Origin of the sequence: Fluctibacter halophilus (assembly GCF_020687825.1) — a bacterium.
Classification (GTDB): Bacteria; Pseudomonadota; Gammaproteobacteria; order Enterobacterales; family Alteromonadaceae; genus Fluctibacter; species Fluctibacter halophilus.
Genome location: NZ_JAJEWP010000009.1, coordinates 1 through 16,605 on the forward strand (window position 1 = coordinate 1; position 16,605 = coordinate 16,605).

General features: G+C 53.7%; 17 protein-coding genes. 9 read left to right on the plus strand and 8 right to left on the minus strand.

What is annotated here, in order from left to right; genetic code table 11:
• Positions 1–237: 237 nt before the first annotated feature.
• Positions 238–576, plus strand: coding sequence for a SoxR reducing system RseC family protein (locus tag LJ739_RS18450; protein WP_229163001.1), 339 nt, complete (start codon positions 238–240; stop codon positions 574–576).
• Positions 577–622: 46 nt separating this feature from the next.
• Positions 623–934, plus strand: coding sequence for a cupin domain-containing protein (locus LJ739_RS18455; protein WP_229163002.1), 312 nt, complete (start codon positions 623–625; stop codon positions 932–934).
• Here the strand turns inward: LJ739_RS18455 and LJ739_RS18460 are convergent.
• From LJ739_RS18460 to LJ739_RS18475, 4 genes are all read right to left on the minus strand, one after another.
• Entirely contained in the window at positions 931–1,806 is an 876-nt protein-coding gene (locus tag LJ739_RS18460; protein WP_229163003.1) for a hypothetical protein, read from the minus strand. The two genes, LJ739_RS18455 and LJ739_RS18460, sit on opposite strands and share 4 nt — an antisense overlap.
• 118 nt (positions 1,807–1,924) lie before the next feature.
• Positions 1,925–3,079 (minus strand): hypothetical protein, encoded by a 1,155-nt coding sequence (locus tag LJ739_RS18465; protein WP_229163004.1) that lies wholly within the window; start codon positions 3,077–3,079, stop codon positions 1,925–1,927.
• A 105-nt stretch (positions 3,080–3,184) separates the two neighbouring features.
• Positions 3,185–4,753, minus strand: coding sequence for a methyl-accepting chemotaxis protein (locus tag LJ739_RS18470; protein WP_229163006.1), 1,569 nt, complete (start codon positions 4,751–4,753; stop codon positions 3,185–3,187).
• A gap of 151 nt (positions 4,754–4,904) precedes the next feature.
• The gene (locus tag LJ739_RS18475) at positions 4,905–5,822 is read right to left on the minus strand and encodes a LysR family transcriptional regulator (protein WP_229163007.1); all 918 of its coding nucleotides are present in this window, start codon (positions 5,820–5,822) and stop codon (positions 4,905–4,907) included.
• 107 nt (positions 5,823–5,929) lie between these two features.
• On the opposite strand from LJ739_RS18475, the gene ahr reads away from it, so the two are divergent.
• A complete protein-coding gene (gene ahr, locus LJ739_RS18480) occupies positions 5,930–6,931 on the plus strand; it encodes an NADPH-dependent aldehyde reductase Ahr (protein ID WP_229163009.1) in 1,002 nt (333 codons plus the stop codon).
• Between the two features lie 60 nt (positions 6,932–6,991).
• On the opposite strand, the gene LJ739_RS18485 is transcribed toward ahr, so the two are convergent.
• Positions 6,992–7,243: a YdcH family protein gene (locus tag LJ739_RS18485; protein WP_229163011.1), complete on the minus strand. Its 252-nt coding sequence runs from the start codon at positions 7,241–7,243 to the stop codon at positions 6,992–6,994.
• A gap of 162 nt (positions 7,244–7,405) precedes the next feature.
• Between LJ739_RS18485 and LJ739_RS18490 the strand changes: the two genes are divergently transcribed.
• A complete protein-coding gene (locus tag LJ739_RS18490) occupies positions 7,406–7,939 on the plus strand; it encodes a lipocalin family protein (RefSeq protein ID WP_229163013.1) in 534 nt (177 codons plus the stop codon).
• Positions 7,940–8,014: 75 nt separating this feature from the next.
• Complete coding sequence (locus tag LJ739_RS18495; protein WP_229163015.1) at positions 8,015–8,353, plus strand: zinc ribbon domain-containing protein YjdM; 339 nt, start codon at positions 8,015–8,017, stop codon at positions 8,351–8,353.
• A gap of 4 nt (positions 8,354–8,357) precedes the next feature.
• Here the strand turns inward: LJ739_RS18495 and LJ739_RS18500 are convergent, their stop codons facing one another.
• Together LJ739_RS18500 and LJ739_RS18505 are read right to left on the minus strand one after the other, a co-directional pair.
• Complete coding sequence (locus LJ739_RS18500; RefSeq protein WP_229163017.1) at positions 8,358–9,317, minus strand: hypothetical protein; 960 nt, start codon at positions 9,315–9,317, stop codon at positions 8,358–8,360.
• Entirely contained in the window at positions 9,314–10,315 is a 1,002-nt protein-coding gene (locus LJ739_RS18505) for a hypothetical protein (RefSeq protein ID WP_229163020.1), read from the minus strand. Before LJ739_RS18505 ends, LJ739_RS18500 begins: the two co-directional genes overlap by 4 nt.
• Before the next feature lie 187 nt (positions 10,316–10,502).
• Between LJ739_RS18505 and pyrC the strand changes: the two genes are divergently transcribed.
• The 4 genes from pyrC to dbpA are packed head-to-tail and all read left to right on the plus strand — an operon-like array spanning position 10,503 to position 14,464.
• The gene (gene pyrC, locus LJ739_RS18510; protein WP_229163021.1) at positions 10,503–11,534 is read left to right on the plus strand and encodes a dihydroorotase; all 1,032 of its coding nucleotides are present in this window, start codon (positions 10,503–10,505) and stop codon (positions 11,532–11,534) included.
• A gap of 44 nt (positions 11,535–11,578) precedes the next feature.
• On the plus strand, positions 11,579–12,382 hold the full coding sequence (locus LJ739_RS18515; RefSeq protein ID WP_229163022.1) for a substrate-binding periplasmic protein: 804 nt from the start codon (positions 11,579–11,581) through the stop codon (positions 12,380–12,382).
• Positions 12,375–13,079, plus strand: a complete 705-nt coding sequence (locus LJ739_RS18520; RefSeq protein ID WP_229163024.1) for a crotonase/enoyl-CoA hydratase family protein — start codon at positions 12,375–12,377, stop codon at positions 13,077–13,079. Before LJ739_RS18515 ends, LJ739_RS18520 begins: the two co-directional genes overlap by 8 nt.
• Complete coding sequence (dbpA, locus tag LJ739_RS18525) at positions 13,076–14,464, plus strand: ATP-dependent RNA helicase DbpA (RefSeq protein ID WP_229163025.1); 1,389 nt, start codon at positions 13,076–13,078, stop codon at positions 14,462–14,464. The genes LJ739_RS18520 and dbpA overlap by 4 nt, the downstream gene beginning before the upstream one ends.
• Before the next feature lie 60 nt (positions 14,465–14,524).
• Here dbpA and LJ739_RS18530 read toward each other — a convergent pair whose 3' ends face one another.
• On the minus strand, positions 14,525–16,597 hold the full coding sequence (locus LJ739_RS18530; RefSeq protein ID WP_229163026.1) for a M13 family metallopeptidase: 2,073 nt from the start codon (positions 16,595–16,597) through the stop codon (positions 14,525–14,527).
• Between the last annotated feature and the right edge of the window lie 8 nt (positions 16,598–16,605).

Below are 16,605 nucleotides of genomic sequence, written 5' to 3' on the forward strand. Positions count from 1 at the left end.
TTCCTCACTGCGTTCGTTATTTTAGCCAACAATTAAAAGCCCCTGAATGGGGCGTTAACAGTCTGCTATTCACCCAAAGCCCCCATTCACTTTTGAGCTAACCACCGTCCACTACTGGCACATAACGCCCGTTGCGCACACGATGCGTCACGATAAAACTTATCAATGGCGGCATAAACGCGGTAACCTATCACCTGAATACACAAAACAATAAAAAATGTTTCAAGGAAGAACAGTATGATTCAAGTATTGATCACCGCGGCCCTGATCCTGGGCTTTTTGAAATTGTCTGATAAAGACAATGTTATCGACTATTTCGGCGCATTTACCATTTACCTGGTCCCACTGGTGCTGGTTGGGGTGTCAGGTTTTGTTATCAACTATTTTGACGGGCCGCAGGTTTTGCACCTGATCCTCTATGCACTGTTTTTTATCGTGCCCTATTTCATCATCAGTGCCATTGGTGAGCAGTACAGCACCAAAAAGCGAGTGCTGTTATCCAGTGGTGTATTTGCCATTGTGTTTGCCATGCAAATGGTCGAATGGGTGGTGATCAGCGGCGCAACGCCACAGTAATTTCATGTTTACAGGTCGCTTTTGCGAACGTCGACAGAGGAACCCAATGCGCATTATTCGAAGCAAAGATTTTACCGCCGAGCGCGCCTGGGGCGCGGAACATATCGCTACCATGAACGGGATTACCACGCGGCTGCATTGGACCGATCAACCGTATAAATGGCACATCAATGATGGCCAGGAAGTGTTTGTGGTGCTCGACGGCAAAGTTAACATGCACTATCGGCAAGACGGTCAGGAACAAACCGTGTTGCTCGATAGCGGTGATATCTTCTATGCCTCGGTGGGCACCGAACATGTGGCCCATCCGGTGGGCGAGGCCCGGGTGCTGGTGGTAGAAAGCGAGGGCAGTGTCTAAGCGCAGCCCAGTTGTCTGGTCAGTACGGTTTCCCACGCGTCATCAGCCTGAAAGTCTTTTTTCAACCCTTGTTCACTGTCATCAGACAAGCGCATCACGCCATGTTCAACCATGTAATCGGGGGCGTAAGCAGGTTTGCCCAATTGACGCAGAAACTGGCAGGCTGCAGAGAATGTGTCCGGGTTTTGGATAAAGGTGCTGAGGGTCTGTTCAAATTCACTTTGCACATGCGGGGCTAGGGTCCAGGTGGTGTGCTTTTGCAATACTTCAAGGGCCGCATGTGCGCTGCCGTCGTACACCCGTGCCGCATCATAAAAACCGTAGGCGCTGGCTTGGAAATAGTGATAAATCGCTTGTTCGGCTTTGCCCTGTTGAACGCAGTCTTGCAATGCAGGATATAGCACACGAGGGCTATCGCTGCTGGATAACGCTGTCAGTGGTTTGCAGGCGGATGCAGTGTCTGTAGTCAGATAGGCCGGCAACGACGCCGTTTCAGGCGCTTCTTTGTCGCTGGGCGTGCAGGAAGGAATTGGCGTAGCGCGAAGAATTTTGACTTCCCATTCGTCGCTGACGCTGTTGTTGTGTTGTGCGGTTACAACGTAACGCATGCATTCTTTGGCATCCAACGGGAACGCCTGAAAACTGCTGCCTTTGGTCTTGAGCGGCTTTGTTGATACCAGGTTGATGGTGTGAAATCCGGGACTGACCTTCTCGCTGCGCTTGCGTGGTCTCATTTTGCCGTCGATGGACAAGATTTCGACGTCGTAGTTGTCACTGTCCGATATCGCACTTTGTGAGCCGTCAATGATGGCGTAAGGTTTAGCAGCACATCCGGCAAGTAGCGCGGCGACCAGTATCAGCAGCAGTTTCATGGTACATCCTTGTCAATGTTGAAGGGAACAACCCTGTTCAGTAGTGCGTAACTTATCGAATGCTGTTAGCAAACACCAGCCATAATTAGCGGCGTTAAACGTCATTGCTATGCAACCCCTAGGGTTGCTGCTGAGCATTCAGCTGTTGTTGATACTGCGCCAGCTTTTGCTGGTGAAAGCGTTGGTACCAGGTCAGTTGGGACTGTGCCAGTTGCACGGCCTGGGTTTGCCATTCAATGGCCTGCTCATACTGACCAAGGGTCGCATAGGCATCTGCCAGGGTATGCACTGCGGTCAGGTCCTTGGGGAAGCGCTGTTGGTTTGTGCGTAAAAACGCGATGGCTTGCTTTGGGTCAATCGACAGCAGGTAGGCGCCCCGACGTGCCAGACTGGTTTGTGGTGATACCTCGAAGCCGTATTTATCCCGCGATAACATGGCGTAGTGCTCAACAATGGCATCGAAGCCCTGTTGTGCGATGCTGGAGTCCGGTGCCAGTCCTGCATTGATGTCATTGAACACTTCCTCAATGCCGCTCATCAGGGTCATCAACGGGTACGACATGAAATAGTGATCACTGAGATCCGCATGGGACCAGGTCAGGGATGCCGGGGCATGCTGTTTAAGGATTGTCAGCCAGTCTGCGTAGGCGCTTTGCTGATCGGCAACTTTGATCGAATCGCCGTAGGTAAAGCGCAGATACAAGGGTTTGGCGGGCAGGGCTGCCAGTTTTTTAGGCCCATTGCTCAGAAGGCCAGCGTAGTTCTCTGCCAGCTCCGGTGCGGCGACAAAATAGGCATCAAACACATCCGGCTTGTTGAGCAGCATCGACAAGGCGAGGGTGCCATTGACCCGGAAACCGCTGATGATGCGAAAGCCATTGGTGCGGTAGTGCTCATCAATGGCCGGTATCAGCGCTGACTCAAAGAAATCCAGTAGTGGCGTGGTTTTCCCCGTGTCATCAAACAAACGACCGACAGGGTTGCCGGGCGCGGGCGTGACGATAATGGTTTGCGGCCAGGGCCATTCACCATTGTGGCTCAGCCAGTGATGCATGCCCTGCAAATAACGGTAGGCCTGGGGGTGAAAATCAAACAGTACGGCATACTGTTTATCGCCAGACTGAGAATAGCCGTCGGGCAACACCACGTTGAACAATAATGGTGTATCGATGTCAGGGTGGGTGAGCTTTAATGAGGCCTTTGTTTCGCCGTGTGTGACATGGCTTATCACCAGCAACGCCAGCAATCCGAACCATTGACGTATCCCTAACATAGCTTTGTTCCCGGAAAAGTTTTGCTTAGCCTACCGGGTCGGCACAAGTGGGTCAAAAAAACGTGCACAGACAAACGCTTATAACGATCAGGCGGTGTAAAGGGTTTAGTCCACCTCGGCCTGATAGCCAATTCTGAAACCACCCCAGTGTTTGCCGTTCACATAGATGGGTGCAGACAGATCATGCATGATCTCGCCGGTATCCCGTTTATAGGTTTGCAGCAAAAAGGCCTCGGTATTCTTGCCGCAACGGCTACCGGTGTAATCGTTAAAGATGCGCTTGGTGCGGCTGGCGGCGAGATCCCGTTCATAGTTGCCGGTCATGGGTTGACTGAACTTCTTGTTGTGGGTCGGAAAATAGCCGTTAATGTCCACTGCACCGGCAAAGGTAATGAACGAATTTTGCTGCAGAATGGGTTCCTGAATATCCGGCAAGGTCGCATCGGTAAAGCGGTCGAAAGGGGTGGTGAATTTCTGCGGATTGGTATCAGGCACCGGTTCATAATTGAAACTGAATAGTGCTGATTCAGAAATCCGACCCTGCTGGATCGCCTCTTCAAATAGGCGGCCAACCGCTTTTGCCGCATTGACGGCGATTTGTTTGACCACAAAGTTACGGTCGGAGACGTTCAGGGTGTCGATGTGGCGATAGATTTCTTCGGTCTGGTGACTGAGACTCAACACCTTATCGGATACCTCTTCCAGGTCCGATTCCAACGTTTGATTCGCTTCGTTCAGGGTTTTGATGTGTTGACTGATGCCACTGCTTCTGTCCCATTGCAGTTTTACTTCATCGCCCAGTTCCTGCATGGCATCAGAGGCCTGGGTGGAAAATTCGGATGTGGCCTGGACCAACGACGAGGTTTGATCGATCAGCGCAGACACGGCTTCGCCGCCGCTGGAGACTTTCTCAATCGCCGCCACCGACTGGGCACTGCCTTCGTTGATTTCCTGCAGCAAAGTATCGATGCCGTGGGTCGCGTCGGCGGTTTTCTTGGCCAGATCCCGAACCTCATCGGCTACCACAGCAAAGCCGCGACCCTGCTCACCGGCCCGGGCAGCTTCGATGGCGGCGTTCAGGGCCAGCATGTTGGTTTGATCCGCCAGTTGGTTGATGGTGGTGGTGATGCTGGAGATGGAGTCTGCCCGTTGTTTGAGATTGCCGACCAGGGTCTTGGCAGATTCGATCTGCGCGACCAGTTCGGTTTGCTGGGTCAGGACATCGGTTAGAAGGGCGTTGCACTGCTGATTGTTGTCGTCGGTTTCACGGGTTTTTTCCAGGCCGACTTCCGCATGATTGAGCAGCACTTTGTTACCGTCCTCAAGTGCCGTGATGCGTTCCACCATTTCTTTGACACTGCTGGCTTGCAGCTGAAAGGCGTGGGTCAGGGTATCCATAAAGTGAGAAACCGACGCCCCACCAATGGCGATACCGCTGGTGGCATGACTGATGGCGTTGCCTACCTGTGCCAGCTGTTCGGACATCGGTTCAGCACTGCTCATTTCTTGTCTGGCCGTTGCTGAGGTTTGCAATACGGTATCCATCAACAGGGTGATGATCACAATGACGTCAACCAGCAACGTCACCCACCAAGGGCTGTCGGTGAATACCAAGGTGATGGTGATCAACAGCAGTGGGAGCAAGACTCGAAGCACAGGCTTTATCGCGTTCATACAGCACCTCAAAAACGGTGAAAAGCGAACCGCATTATCTCTTAATCGTATAATTTATAACCTAAGACAATAGTCGTAGGCCGGCCGACTATCCTTGATCGAGGTCAAAAAAGTTGCTGCCGGTGAGCGACGACGTGACGGGTCGACAAGCTCAGCGGTATCTGAGATCAAAACAGTGTTGATGGGCCTGTACATGCTCAAGGAAGGCGGCCAGACGGGCAGATTTGTTGTGCCCTTCCCGATATACCAGAGAAATGGCGAGCTCCGGGCTGGTCCAGTCGCTCAGCAAATGAGTGAGGCTGCCTTGTTGAATGTCATCCCGTACCAACAGCCAGGGCAACAGACCAATACCCATACCGGCAGTCACGGCATGGCGAAGGGTGGTGAGATCCGTACAGTGAAACGCCACCGGCAGTGATACGCGAAGGGTGTCACTGGTATCGCTGTTGCACAACAGCCACTGGGGGTCATCCTGTTGCAGAAACTGCACACTGGGATAGCGTTCAAGGTGATCAATACGACTCACTGGTGCGTATCGCTCAAACAGTGATGGTGCAGCAACCAGCACCCGATTCGCGGCCCCCAGGGGTTTCTGGATCAGGTTGTGATCGCGGTTGGTACCCATTCGAAACGCCAGGTCGATGCCCTCTTTAAACAGGTCTTCGTAGTGGTGGGATGATTTGAGTGAGACGGTGATATCCGGCCATTGGGTCATGAAATCGGGCAGGATCTGGCTGGTCAGCAGGCGGCCAAGTAACGGCGGCGCGGCTAATTTGAGATGGCCGGAGACGTTGTGTTGCAGGGCATGTAAATCAATCATCAGGGAATCGGCGTCGGCTAACAGGTCAGTTGCTCTGCGCTGCAGGATCCGCCCGGCCTCGGTGATTTGAACTACCCGTGAGGTGCGACTGAACAACAGGGTGCCCAGTTGTTGTTCGAGCTGCTTAACGCTTTTGCTCAGTGCAGACTTTGGTGCACCACAGGCAAGGCTGGCTCGGGTGAAGCTAAGGTGTTCTGCGACAGTGAGAAAGTGTTTCAACCACTCAAGGTTTAATGTTTCTTTTTTCATGACAAAGCGTTTCAGATCTCAATATTGTTATAAAAATGGCCAAGATTGATACTGTACCACGTGATAGCAATCCTTAACGGTTAATTGATGAACGACAGGAGTTTTCGATGATCAAAGCTTATGCAGCGACAACCCCGGGAGGCCCATTGGAGGCCTTCGAATACGATCCCGGTCCCTTGGGCAGTCATGAAGTGGAAATCGATGTGACATCTTGCGGCATCTGTCACAGTGATGTCAGCATGCTCGACAATGACTGGGGCTTTACCGAATACCCCTTTGTACCCGGCCATGAAGTGATTGGCACAGTGAAACAGGTCGGCAACCAGGTGAAGCATTTGCGGGTTGGGCAGTATGTTGGGCTCGGGTGGCATTCGGGGTATTGCGAAACCTGCCATACCTGCCATTCCGGCGACCACAACCTGTGTGCCTCTGCGCAAATGACCATCGGCGGTCGTCATGGTGGATTTGCCGAGCAGGTCAGGGCGCAGGCTACTGCGGTAGTGCCACTACCAGACGGTATCAATCATGACAGCGCAGGGCCCTTGTTGTGCGGTGGGGTGACGGTGTTTAATCCGCTGGTGCAATTTGATATTCCACCGACGGCAAAAGTGGGTGTCATCGGTATCGGTGGTCTTGGGCATCTCGCCCTGCAATTTTTGCGCGCCTGGGGCTGTGAAGTAACGGCGTTTACTCACAGCGACAAAAAGCGCGAGGAAGCGTTGTCGCTGGGGGCACATCATGTGCTGAACAGCAGCAATACGGAGGCCCTAGAAGCGGCTGCGGGCCGTTTTGACCTGATCATTTCGACGGTCAATGTGACACTGAACTGGGAAGCCTATGTGGCGACACTGGCACCCAAAGGACGTTTGCATTTTGTCGGCGCTGCCCTGGAGCCGCTCAATATCGGGGTGTTCCCCTTGATCATGGGGCAACGCAGCGTATCCGGATCTCCGGTGGGTAGCCCCGCGACGATTGAAAAGATGTTTGCATTCGCGGCCCGTCACGGCATTGCACCGGTCACTGAAACGTATCGTTTCGATCAGGTCAATGAAGCGATCAACCGGGTGCGGGAAGGCAAAGCACACTACCGGGTGGTCCTTACCCGCTAGCCGACCGCACAAAAAAGACCGTCATCAGACGGTCTTTTTTGTTCGTTTATTGCTGGCAACTTACTGCAGCGCTTCTTCTTTTTTGACCTGCGACAGCAAGGCGTCTTTGAGTTCAACCCGACGCAGTTTTTTGCGTTCCAGTTCTTCGTCGGCCACCACGCTGCCGGATGACTCCACATTGTAGATGTCATGATCCAGCGCGTTATATTCGTCAAACAATTTGGCAAAATGGGCATCGTTCATTTTCAGGTGACGAATGGTGTGATGATGATCGGGAAATTCTTTCAGGAAACTGTGTTTTTCCAGTGGCATCGGATTCTCCTTGGGATTTCTATTGGCCAGGAACTACAGTGTAGCAACGTCACATAACATTGCTTTGATCTGGGTCAGGGTTTGACGTCGTGGGTCGAAGCAGTGATCACATTTCCGTTGCCCGCGTACCTATCGGGGATGTGCTTTTACGAAGGATTACGCATGAACAGGAATTATCGACGCTGGTCGCTTGTGGCGGTATTGATGGTTTTTTTGTTGGGCTGCACAGGTACGCCTGACGGGGTGAAACCGATCAGCGGTTTTGAGTTGCAGCGGTATCTCGGAACCTGGTATGAGATTGCGCGTCTGGATCATCCCTTTGAACGTGGTCTTAGCCGCATTACGGCGACGTATTCGCTGCGCGACGATGGCGGGGTCTCGGTCATCAATCGGGGGTTTGATAGTGCTGAAAGAGACTGGCGTGAGGCGCAGGGCAAAGCCTACTTTGTCGACGATCCTGCCACCGGCCACCTCAAAGTGTCATTCTTCGGACCGTTCTATGCCAGCTATGTCGTGATTGCGCTGGATGAAGATTATCGATGGGCATTGGTCAGTGGCCCCGATCGGGACTATTTGTGGATACTCAGTCGCAGCCCCAAACTTGCTCAACCTGTGATAGAACAACTGGTTGATCAGGCCAATGATCTTGGTTATGCAACCGAGCAACTCATTTGGGTCGAACAAACGGCCCGCTAAAGGCCCTACATTCAGTGCTGGTATTTTGTGGGTCAACGTGGATAATACCGCCTCCCTCAATACAGGAATATCACCATGAGCCAATTACCGTCCTGCAGCCAATGCCAGTCTGAATTCGTTTACGAAGACCGTGACATGTACGTGTGTCCTGAGTGCGGACACGAGTGGCCGCAAAGTGGTGATGCCAGCGCCGACGATCAGGCCCAGATCAAAGATGCCAATGGCAACCCATTGCAAGACGGAGACACGGTTACGGTGATCAAAGATCTTAAGGTCAAAGGCTCATCGTCAGTGGTAAAAGTGGGCACCAAGGTAAAGAACATTCGTCTGGTGGATGGTGATCACGATATCGACTGCAAAATTGACGGTATCGGTGCCATGAAGCTGAAATCGGAGTTTGTTAAAAAAGCCTGAGCCATCAGAGGCCCTGCAGATATCCAATCAGGGTTTCAACCATCGAGCCTGCGGCCCAGGATAATGGAACCGCAATGCTGATCAGCAGGGTACGAATGCCTTGTGGCAGATTGATCGGCCACTCACTCTGGTTGTTCAGCTCGGCTTTGGCCGATATCAGGCTGCTCAGTTCACGCAGTCGTTCCCGATCGTCGGTGAGTCGCCCTTTGCCCGGTTGGCTGTGGGCGAACAAATCCCGTATCGACTGATTGAGCCGTTGCACTGCCTGACGTTTCTTAATACCGATCAACTGATGCACATTGATCACCGGCCAGAACACGTACAGTACCAACAAGGTGATGAGGCCGGTGGTGATCACCACGTCAGTCCACGGGATGTCTTTACCCAGCCAGAACAGGGGCACCAGGATCAGTACGCCAAGGGTGTGACTGACATGCACCAGCACCAGATCAGACACCGGCTGCAATTTGCCGACGCTGAATAAATCGATGTCCCTGGCGGATAAAAAACGCCGTATGACCAGGCTGGTCACCAGAATGATGTGGCAGATCAGCCACAACGCCATCATCCAGAACACCCAGGCCATCAGGTTCAGCACAAACTGACGGTGAAAACCGCTGAGGTTCAGCAGGCCTTCCACCCACATGTAGGTAAACGCGATGACCGTACCGCTACCCAGGCCCAGCCAGCGACAGCGACGCAGGACAACGTGCAGGTGCTGACTAAAGGTGGCGAATCGATGAGGTTGCTGCAGATTGATGGTGACCTGGTAGAGTTTCTGATAGGCCACCTGGCGTAAATGACCAATCGACCACCAACAAAAGGCGGTGATGATCGGAAACGCCAGTGCGGCGTTAAAATCGCGACTGAATCTGGCTTGCGTGTCGGTGGACAGGTTACCCAACCAGACATTTAATAACAGCCCGCCAATCAGATAGGCCAGGGGCAAATAGCCGCGTTTCATAAGCTGATCACCCATTGTTTAAGCAATTGGCTGACGATGCCCGCACCAATCCAGGCCATGACCGGGATCAGCGCCATACTGAACAGCTTCAGCCAGAAAGGGGAGTTCATGGGCCACAATGGCGCTTCGGAGATTTCTTTGCGCACGTTGAGCAGATCGGCCACGTACTGCAGGCGCTGGCCATCGTCGACCAGTCGACGCTGATTGTCGCTGCCGTCTGTCGGTGTGACCTCGCTTTCCAGTGCCGCGTTGATACGTGACAGCATCTGACGTTGTTTGTGCTGCAAATGCCGATGTATCACCAGCACCGGATAGAGCAACAGACTGACCAGCACGCCGCCCAACACCGCCAGGATCAGCAGGTCGGTGGCCGGCAATGGAATAAACAGCAGGTTGAGTGGGTAGGTTGCCATGACCAGCGAGGCAAACAGCACATTCATGATCACCAGGTGGCAGATGGGCGTAAGTTCTTCAATTTCATACAAACGCACGGTCAGGTGATTGCGAATGGTCAACAGTACCACCCGCACGCTGAACCACAGGCAATACAGCAGACGAAATATCATGATCCATAACGGGTAAGCCTGTGCCAGTAACACTAAGCGCCAGGGGTTAGACTGCCAAATGTTCTGCGCAATGCCTTCATGCCAGATATAGCCAGAGGCGATCGTCAGTGGGGCAATCAATAAGCCGAAACGGGCGCGGCGAAAATCACGCTCCGCCAATCGCACAATGGTGTGGTAACGACTGACCCGAAACTGACGCGGACGGAAACTGTGAATTCGTTCCAGGCACATGGCAGTGCCGTTGAGACAATAGTGGCAACCGACGGTGCACAGCAGCGTAATCAATGGCAGGGTCAGGGCCGCGCCTGCATCACGTTTGGCCAGTCCTGACGGGGCATCCAGGCTCAGGAATCCCAGCCACACGTTGGTCAGCCACATGGTAATGGCGTAAAGCGTGACGATGATCAGTATGCGACCGGAAGTCAGCGACATCCTTGTTTCACCACGTTAAAACTCAGGGTTGATACAGTTATACCGCTGAACGGCAGGTGATATCAATGTAACGGGGATGATTCGGGGGCGAAAACCGCACGCAGGGGATCTTTTCTGTTCGATTTTCAGGCATAATAGCGCCCATCGTTTATAGCTGGGGGCTTCGCCCCGATGAACAAGGGATACCATGCAAGAAATTACCCTCATTAGCCCGGATGACTGGCACCTTCATTTTCGTGATGGCGATATGCTGGCAGAGACCGTACCGGCCACGGCGCGCTGTTTTAAACGCGCGATCGTGATGCCTAATCTGGTACCGCCGGTGACCACCACTGAGATGGCGTTGGCCTATGCCCAGCGGATCCGAGCAGCGCGGCCGCAAGGCAGTGATTTTGAACCCCTGATGACCTTGTACCTGACCAATGAGACCCGTGCCGAGGATATTCAGGCCGCCAAGCAGGCCGGTATCATTGCCGCCAAACTTTACCCGGCTGGCGCTACCACCAACTCTGATGCTGCGGTGGCGGCGATTGAAAGCTTGTACCCGGTCTTTGAAGCCATGAGTGACGCCGGCATGTTGTTGCTGGTGCACGGTGAAGTCACCAGTGCCGACATCGATATCTTCGATCGTGAAAAAGTATTTATCGACCGTCACCTGGCGCCGATCGTCAATGCGTTTCCCGAACTGAAGGTTGTGCTGGAGCACATTACCACCGCCGATGCGGTACAGTTCGTGGAAAGTGCAGGCCCCAAAGTGGCGGCAACGGTAACGCCACAACACTTGTTGCTGAATCGCAACGACCTGTTGGTCGGAGGGATCCGTCCGCACAATTATTGTCTGCCGGTACTCAAGCGCAATACCCACCAACAGGCTTTGCGTCAGGCGGTGGCAAGCGGTAATCCGAAGTTTTTCCTGGGTACCGATTCAGCCCCTCATGAACAACACCGCAAAGAGTCAGCCTGCGGCTGTGCCGGTTGTTACAGTGCCTGGAGTGCGCTGGAGCTTTACGCTCATGTGTTTGATGAACTGAACGCACTGGACAAGTTTGAAGGATTTGCCAGCCTGCACGGCCCTGATTTTTATGGTTTGCCGCGCAATACCAGCACTATCACGCTGCGCAAAACCCAGTGGCAGGTACCTGACAGCATTACCTTGCCCAATGGTAACCCCATCGTGCCGTTTTTCGCCGGACAAACGGTCAACTGGAAGATCGTTTAATCGGAGTTTCTGCAGTGCGAGTGATCGGGTTGTGGCTTCTGTGCATGGTCGGCATACGAGCCGCACAAGCGCAGACCAATGAGCAGGATTTGTGGATCCTCACCAACCCGGAACCCCCGTTTATTCATCTCGATGAACGGGGCAAGCTGGAAGGCTATGCCGTGGATGTAGTGGAAGGAGTGCTGCGCACAGCCAACCTGTCACAGGAGATCCTCACCGCGCCCTGGGCCCGGGTTGAACAGGAGGCACAGCAAAAAGCCAACGTGTTGGTGTTTGCCCTGGCGCGCACCCCGGAACGGGAATCCCTATATCATTGGATCACGCCAATCACGGCCAATATTTTTGGTGTATACAGCCTGAAGCCGGCCAGCCGTCCGATACGTCATCTCGATGACCTGCCGGTGTTGGGTGATGTCGGTGTGCTGCGGGGGGATGTTCGGGCGGAAATTCTTAACCGCTACAAGGTTCCCAATGTGGTGGAGTACAATCACTGGCAGCAGGTGGTGGGCTCATTATTGAAACAGCGTGTCGACAGTATTTTTTTCTCTGATGCCGGACTGGCCTATTATTGTGTGCAGTTGAACGTGCAATGTGATGCTGTTCAGCGGGTGTTTGTTTATCAACAAATCCAGAGCTATCTGGTGGTGTCCAAACCCGGTACGGATCCGGCCTTGGTCGCACGCCTGCAGGAAGCGGCCATCCAGTTCAAAAACAGCGAAACCTATCAGGGGCTGGTTGAACATTGGTTACGCATCTATCGCCAGCAGTCTCCGTTCCCGATGCACGAAGAGGATGGGGTGCTGAACCTGTGGCGCAAAGAAAATCCATATAGGAAGCAAGATGACTGAATTGGTGAACTATCAGGAGCAGGGCGGGGTTGCTACCCTGACGTTGCATAACGGCAAAGCGAATGCGATTTCGCCGCAGGTGATTGCGCAGATGTCTGCGGCGCTGGATCGCGCGGAACAAGCCAAAGCCGTGGTGTGTATCAAAGGACAGCCTGGCATCTTCAGCGCGGGTTATGATCTTAATGTGATGCACGGTGACCCCCAGGGGATCATGGCATTGGTGCAGGCCGGGTCACGGCTGTCACGGCGTTTATTGTCGTTTCCCTATCCTGTGATGGTGGCCTGTACCGGTCATGCGGTGGCAAAAGGTGCGTTCCTGTTACTGTCAGCAGACTATCGGGTAGGGGTACAGGGCGATTTTAAAATTGGTTTAAATGAAGTGGCGATTGGCATGACCATGCACAATGCCGGTATTGCGCTGGCCCGTGGCCGCCTGACCGATAACTTTTTCACCCGCTCGGTGCTGTGTGCTGAGCTATTTAGCCCGGATGACGCAGTACAGGCCGGTTTTCTGGACAGTGTGGTCGAGGCCGGGCAGTTCGATGCCCATGTCAGTGCCGTGGCACAACAACTGCGAAAACTGGATATGCCGGCCCATCGCAATACGAAAGCTCTGGCCCGCAAGCCCTGGCTTGAGGCATTGGATCAGGCCATTGATATTGATCAGCACTTCTTGGTAGGAGGCGACAAAGGGTGACCGACGCCGTAACACGTTTTACCGAACTGGCGCTCTCGCCAGCGCTGTTGGATGCATTGGCAGCCAACAACTTTGTTGAGATGACCCCGGTGCAGTCGGCGGCACTGCCTCTGATGTTGCGGGGCAGTGATGTGATTGCGCAGGCCAAAACCGGCAGTGGCAAAACCCTGGCCTTTGCATTGGCACTGGCGCAACAACTGGACACCGACAGCCTCGCACCGCAGGCATTGGTGTTATGTCCGACTCGCGAACTGGCCGATCAGGTGGCGGATGTGATCCGTAGCACCGTTTCCCGGTTGGGTAATGTGCGGGTGCAAACCCTGTGTGGTGGTATGCCCATGGGGGCGCAAATCAGCGCTCTGAAGCATGGCGCCCATGTGATTGTGGGGACTCCGGGGCGGATTATGGACCATATCCTCAAGCGTCGGCTGGCATTGGGTGAGCTGAAAACCCTGGTGCTTGATGAGGCGGATCGGATGTTGGACATGGGCTTTGCCGATGAAATGGATGTGATCATCGAACACACCCCCACATTGCGCCAGACGTTGTTGTTTTCCGCCACCTATCCAGCCAGCGTCAAGCAGATGAGTGCACGGGTTCAGCGTCAGCCGCACAGTGTGGTGGTGGAAACCCTGCACGATGCGCAGGACATTGAACAACGGGTTTATCGGGTGGAAGAGTCGGTGCGTTTGCAGGGGCTGGCGGCGGTGCTCACCGACGAGCAGGCCGACGCCTGCGTGGTGTTCTGCAACACCAAGCTGGATTGTCAGGCGGTGGAAGCCTACCTGTGTGATCGGGGTTTTGCGGCCAAAGCACTGCACGGCGATTTGGAGCAACGTCAGCGCAGCGATGTGTTGGTGCAGTTTGCCCAGCGCAGTATTAATGTGTTGGTGGCGACCGATGTGGCCGCCCGGGGACTCGACATCAAAGGCATTGCGCTGGTTGTCAACTTCCAGGTCAGTCAGGATGCCGATACTCACGTGCATCGTATCGGGCGGACCGGACGGGCGAACGAAAAAGGCCTCGCGGTGACGTTGTGCAGTGATAAAGAAGTATCGGCATTGCAAGCAATCGAAGCGCACATGGGGCGTACGATCAAAAGCAAAGGGATCCAGTCATTGCGCTTTCATGCCAACCGTATTGTTCAGCCAGCCTGGCAAACGGTGTTAATTGACGGTGGCAAGAAAACCAAATTGCGCCCCGGCGATATTGTTGGGGCGTTGACGCAGGACGGGGGGATTCCTGTCGAGGACATCGGTAATATCAAAGTCACAGCGAATCAGACCTATGTGGCTGTGTTGCTGCGCAGCGTCAAACCCACTTTGCGCTACCTTAAAGAAGGGCGTATCAAAGGCAAGCGTTACCGGGCCAAGCGGCTAAGCTAGTTATCGAGTAAAAAAAAGCACGCTAACAAGCGTGCTTTTTCGTCTCAGGGCAAGCCGTGCTTACCAGATCTTGACCCGCTGTTCCGGAGCCAGGTACAAGGCATTTTCCGGAGTCACGTCAAAGGCCTCGTAGAATTCCGGTACGTTACGTACCGAGCCATTGGCGCGGAAGTGGCTGGGTGAGTGGGGATCCGTTTCAATCTGATTGCGCAGCGCTTCGTCGCGGTACTTGTTGGCCCACACCTGACCGAAACCGATAAATACCCGCTGGTCGCCGGTGAAGCCATCGATAACCGGAGCGGGTTTGCCGTCCAATGACAAATGGTAGGCTTTCAGCGCAATGCTGATGCCACCCAGGTCACCGATGTTTTCACCCAGGGTGAACTCACCGTTCACGTTCAGGCCTTCCAACGCTTCAAACTCGTTGTATTGCTGTACCAGTTGTGCGGTGCGTTTCTCAAACTCAGACTTGTCGACGTCCGTCCACCAGTTACGCAGTACGCCGTCTCCGTCAAAGGTGCTGCCGGAGTCGTCGAACCCGTGGCCGATTTCATGACCGATGACCGCGCCGATACCCCCGTAGTTAACTGCATCTTCTGCTTCCATATTGAAGAAGGGGGGTTGCAGGATGGCAGCCGGGAACACGATTTCGTTCATGGGTGGGTTGTAGTAGGCATTGACGGTTTGCGGTGTCATACCCCACTCATGTTTTTGCACCGGGCCATTTTGCTTGTCGAGCATCTGTGCATATTGCACTTCGGCTGAACGGGCCAGGTTACCGAACAGATCATCTTCAGCAATGGTCAGGTCGGAGTAATCCCGCCACTTGTCAGGGTAGCCGATTTTAGGGGTGAATTTGGACAGCTTATCCAGTGCCTGAGCACGGGTTTCATCGGTCATCCAATCCAATTCGTTGATGCTGATCTCATAGGCCTTGAGCAGGTTATTGACCATTTCCAACATGCGCTCTTTGGCTTCTGGCGGGAAGTGTTTCTTCACATACACTTTGCCGATGATTTCACCAACATTGTTGTTGAGCATGGTCACAGCCCGGCGCCACAGTGGCAACTGCTCTTCCACGCCGCGCAGTACCTTGCCGTAAAAGGCAAAATTGGCGTTATCCAAATCTTCGGTCAGGCGGCCGGCGGTGGCATTGACCAGGTTCCACTTCAGGTAGGTTTTCCAGTCGTCAAGGCTGACGTCCTGGATAATGCCGTCCAGTGCGCGCATGTAATCCATTTGAGTGACGACCAGGCCATCCAGATCAGACAGCTGGGCTTCCTGCAAATAGCCGCTCCAGTTAAAGTTTGGCATCAAGTCAGCCAGCTCCGTCACCGGTACTTTGTTATACAGCGCCACCATATTGCGGGTCTGTTCTTTTTTCATGTGCTGTTCGGCCAGGCGGGTTTCCAACGTCATGATCATGTCAGCATTGGCTTTGCCATTACCGATACCGGCAAGGTCCAGCATATTGGCAATGTGGGCCAGGTATTTGTCGCGAATGTCGACGTTGACTGGGTCGTCTTTGAAATAGAACTCACGATCCGGCAGGCCCAGGCCCGCTTGCCAGCTGTAAATCATGTAGCGATTCGGATCTTTAAAATCGACGTACTGACCGACATTGAACGGACCACCATAGCCATAGCGGTTGGCGTAGGCGAAATAGGTTGCCAGCGCGTCGTGGCTGTCAATGGCATCCACTTTGGCCAGCTCTGCCTGCAGTGGCGCCAGGCCCGTTTTGTTACGGGTTTCCATGTCCATATAGGACTGATAGAGATCACCGACACGTTGTTCGTCACTGCCCTTTTTGAAGTCACCTTCGGCGGAGGCACGAATGATTTCCATCACGTCTTCCTGCGCTTCGTCGCGTAGGATCGTAAAGCCGCCGTAGCTGGATTTGTCGGCTGGAATTTCGGTGTTGTCCAGCCACTTACCGTTGACGTATTGGAAGAAGTCATCGCCGGGCTTGACGCTGAGGTCCATGTTTTGGGTCAGGATACCGGAATTCAGTTCAGTTGTTTTTTCGGCTGCTTGCTCAACAGCACTGGCGGCTGTTTCGGTGCTTTGCTGGGGCGCTTGTCCGCAGGCCGATAAGGCCAGTGCTGCGGCAATGCAGGTCAGTTTTAACTTCATATTGTTAT

Coding starts and splice junctions, on each gene's coding strand:
- LJ739_RS18460 (WP_229163003.1), bottom strand. CDS start 1,806: ATGAAACTGCTGCTGATACTGGTCGCCGCGCTACTTGCCGGATGTGCT.
- LJ739_RS18520 (WP_229163024.1), top strand. CDS start 12,375: ATGACTGAATTGGTGAACTATCAGGAGCAGGGCGGGGTTGCTACCCTG.
- LJ739_RS18505 (WP_229163020.1), bottom strand. CDS start 10,315: ATGTCGCTGACTTCCGGTCGCATACTGATCATCGTCACGCTTTACGCC.
- LJ739_RS18490 (WP_229163013.1), top strand. CDS start 7,406: ATGAACAGGAATTATCGACGCTGGTCGCTTGTGGCGGTATTGATGGTT.
- LJ739_RS18495 (WP_229163015.1), top strand. CDS start 8,015: ATGAGCCAATTACCGTCCTGCAGCCAATGCCAGTCTGAATTCGTTTAC.
- LJ739_RS18450 (WP_229163001.1), top strand. CDS start 238: ATGATTCAAGTATTGATCACCGCGGCCCTGATCCTGGGCTTTTTGAAA.
- LJ739_RS18475 (WP_229163007.1), bottom strand. CDS start 5,822: ATGAAAAAAGAAACATTAAACCTTGAGTGGTTGAAACACTTTCTCACT.
- LJ739_RS18455 (WP_229163002.1), top strand. CDS start 623: ATGCGCATTATTCGAAGCAAAGATTTTACCGCCGAGCGCGCCTGGGGC.
- LJ739_RS18515 (WP_229163022.1), top strand. CDS start 11,579: ATGGTCGGCATACGAGCCGCACAAGCGCAGACCAATGAGCAGGATTTG.
- pyrC (WP_229163021.1), top strand. CDS start 10,503: ATGCAAGAAATTACCCTCATTAGCCCGGATGACTGGCACCTTCATTTT.
- ahr (WP_229163009.1), top strand. CDS start 5,930: ATGATCAAAGCTTATGCAGCGACAACCCCGGGAGGCCCATTGGAGGCC.
- LJ739_RS18465 (WP_229163004.1), bottom strand. CDS start 3,079: ATGTTAGGGATACGTCAATGGTTCGGATTGCTGGCGTTGCTGGTGATA.
- LJ739_RS18470 (WP_229163006.1), bottom strand. CDS start 4,753: ATGAACGCGATAAAGCCTGTGCTTCGAGTCTTGCTCCCACTGCTGTTG.
- LJ739_RS18500 (WP_229163017.1), bottom strand. CDS start 9,317: ATGAAACGCGGCTATTTGCCCCTGGCCTATCTGATTGGCGGGCTGTTA.
- LJ739_RS18485 (WP_229163011.1), bottom strand. CDS start 7,243: ATGCCACTGGAAAAACACAGTTTCCTGAAAGAATTTCCCGATCATCAT.
- LJ739_RS18530 (WP_229163026.1), bottom strand. CDS start 16,597: ATGAAGTTAAAACTGACCTGCATTGCCGCAGCACTGGCCTTATCGGCC.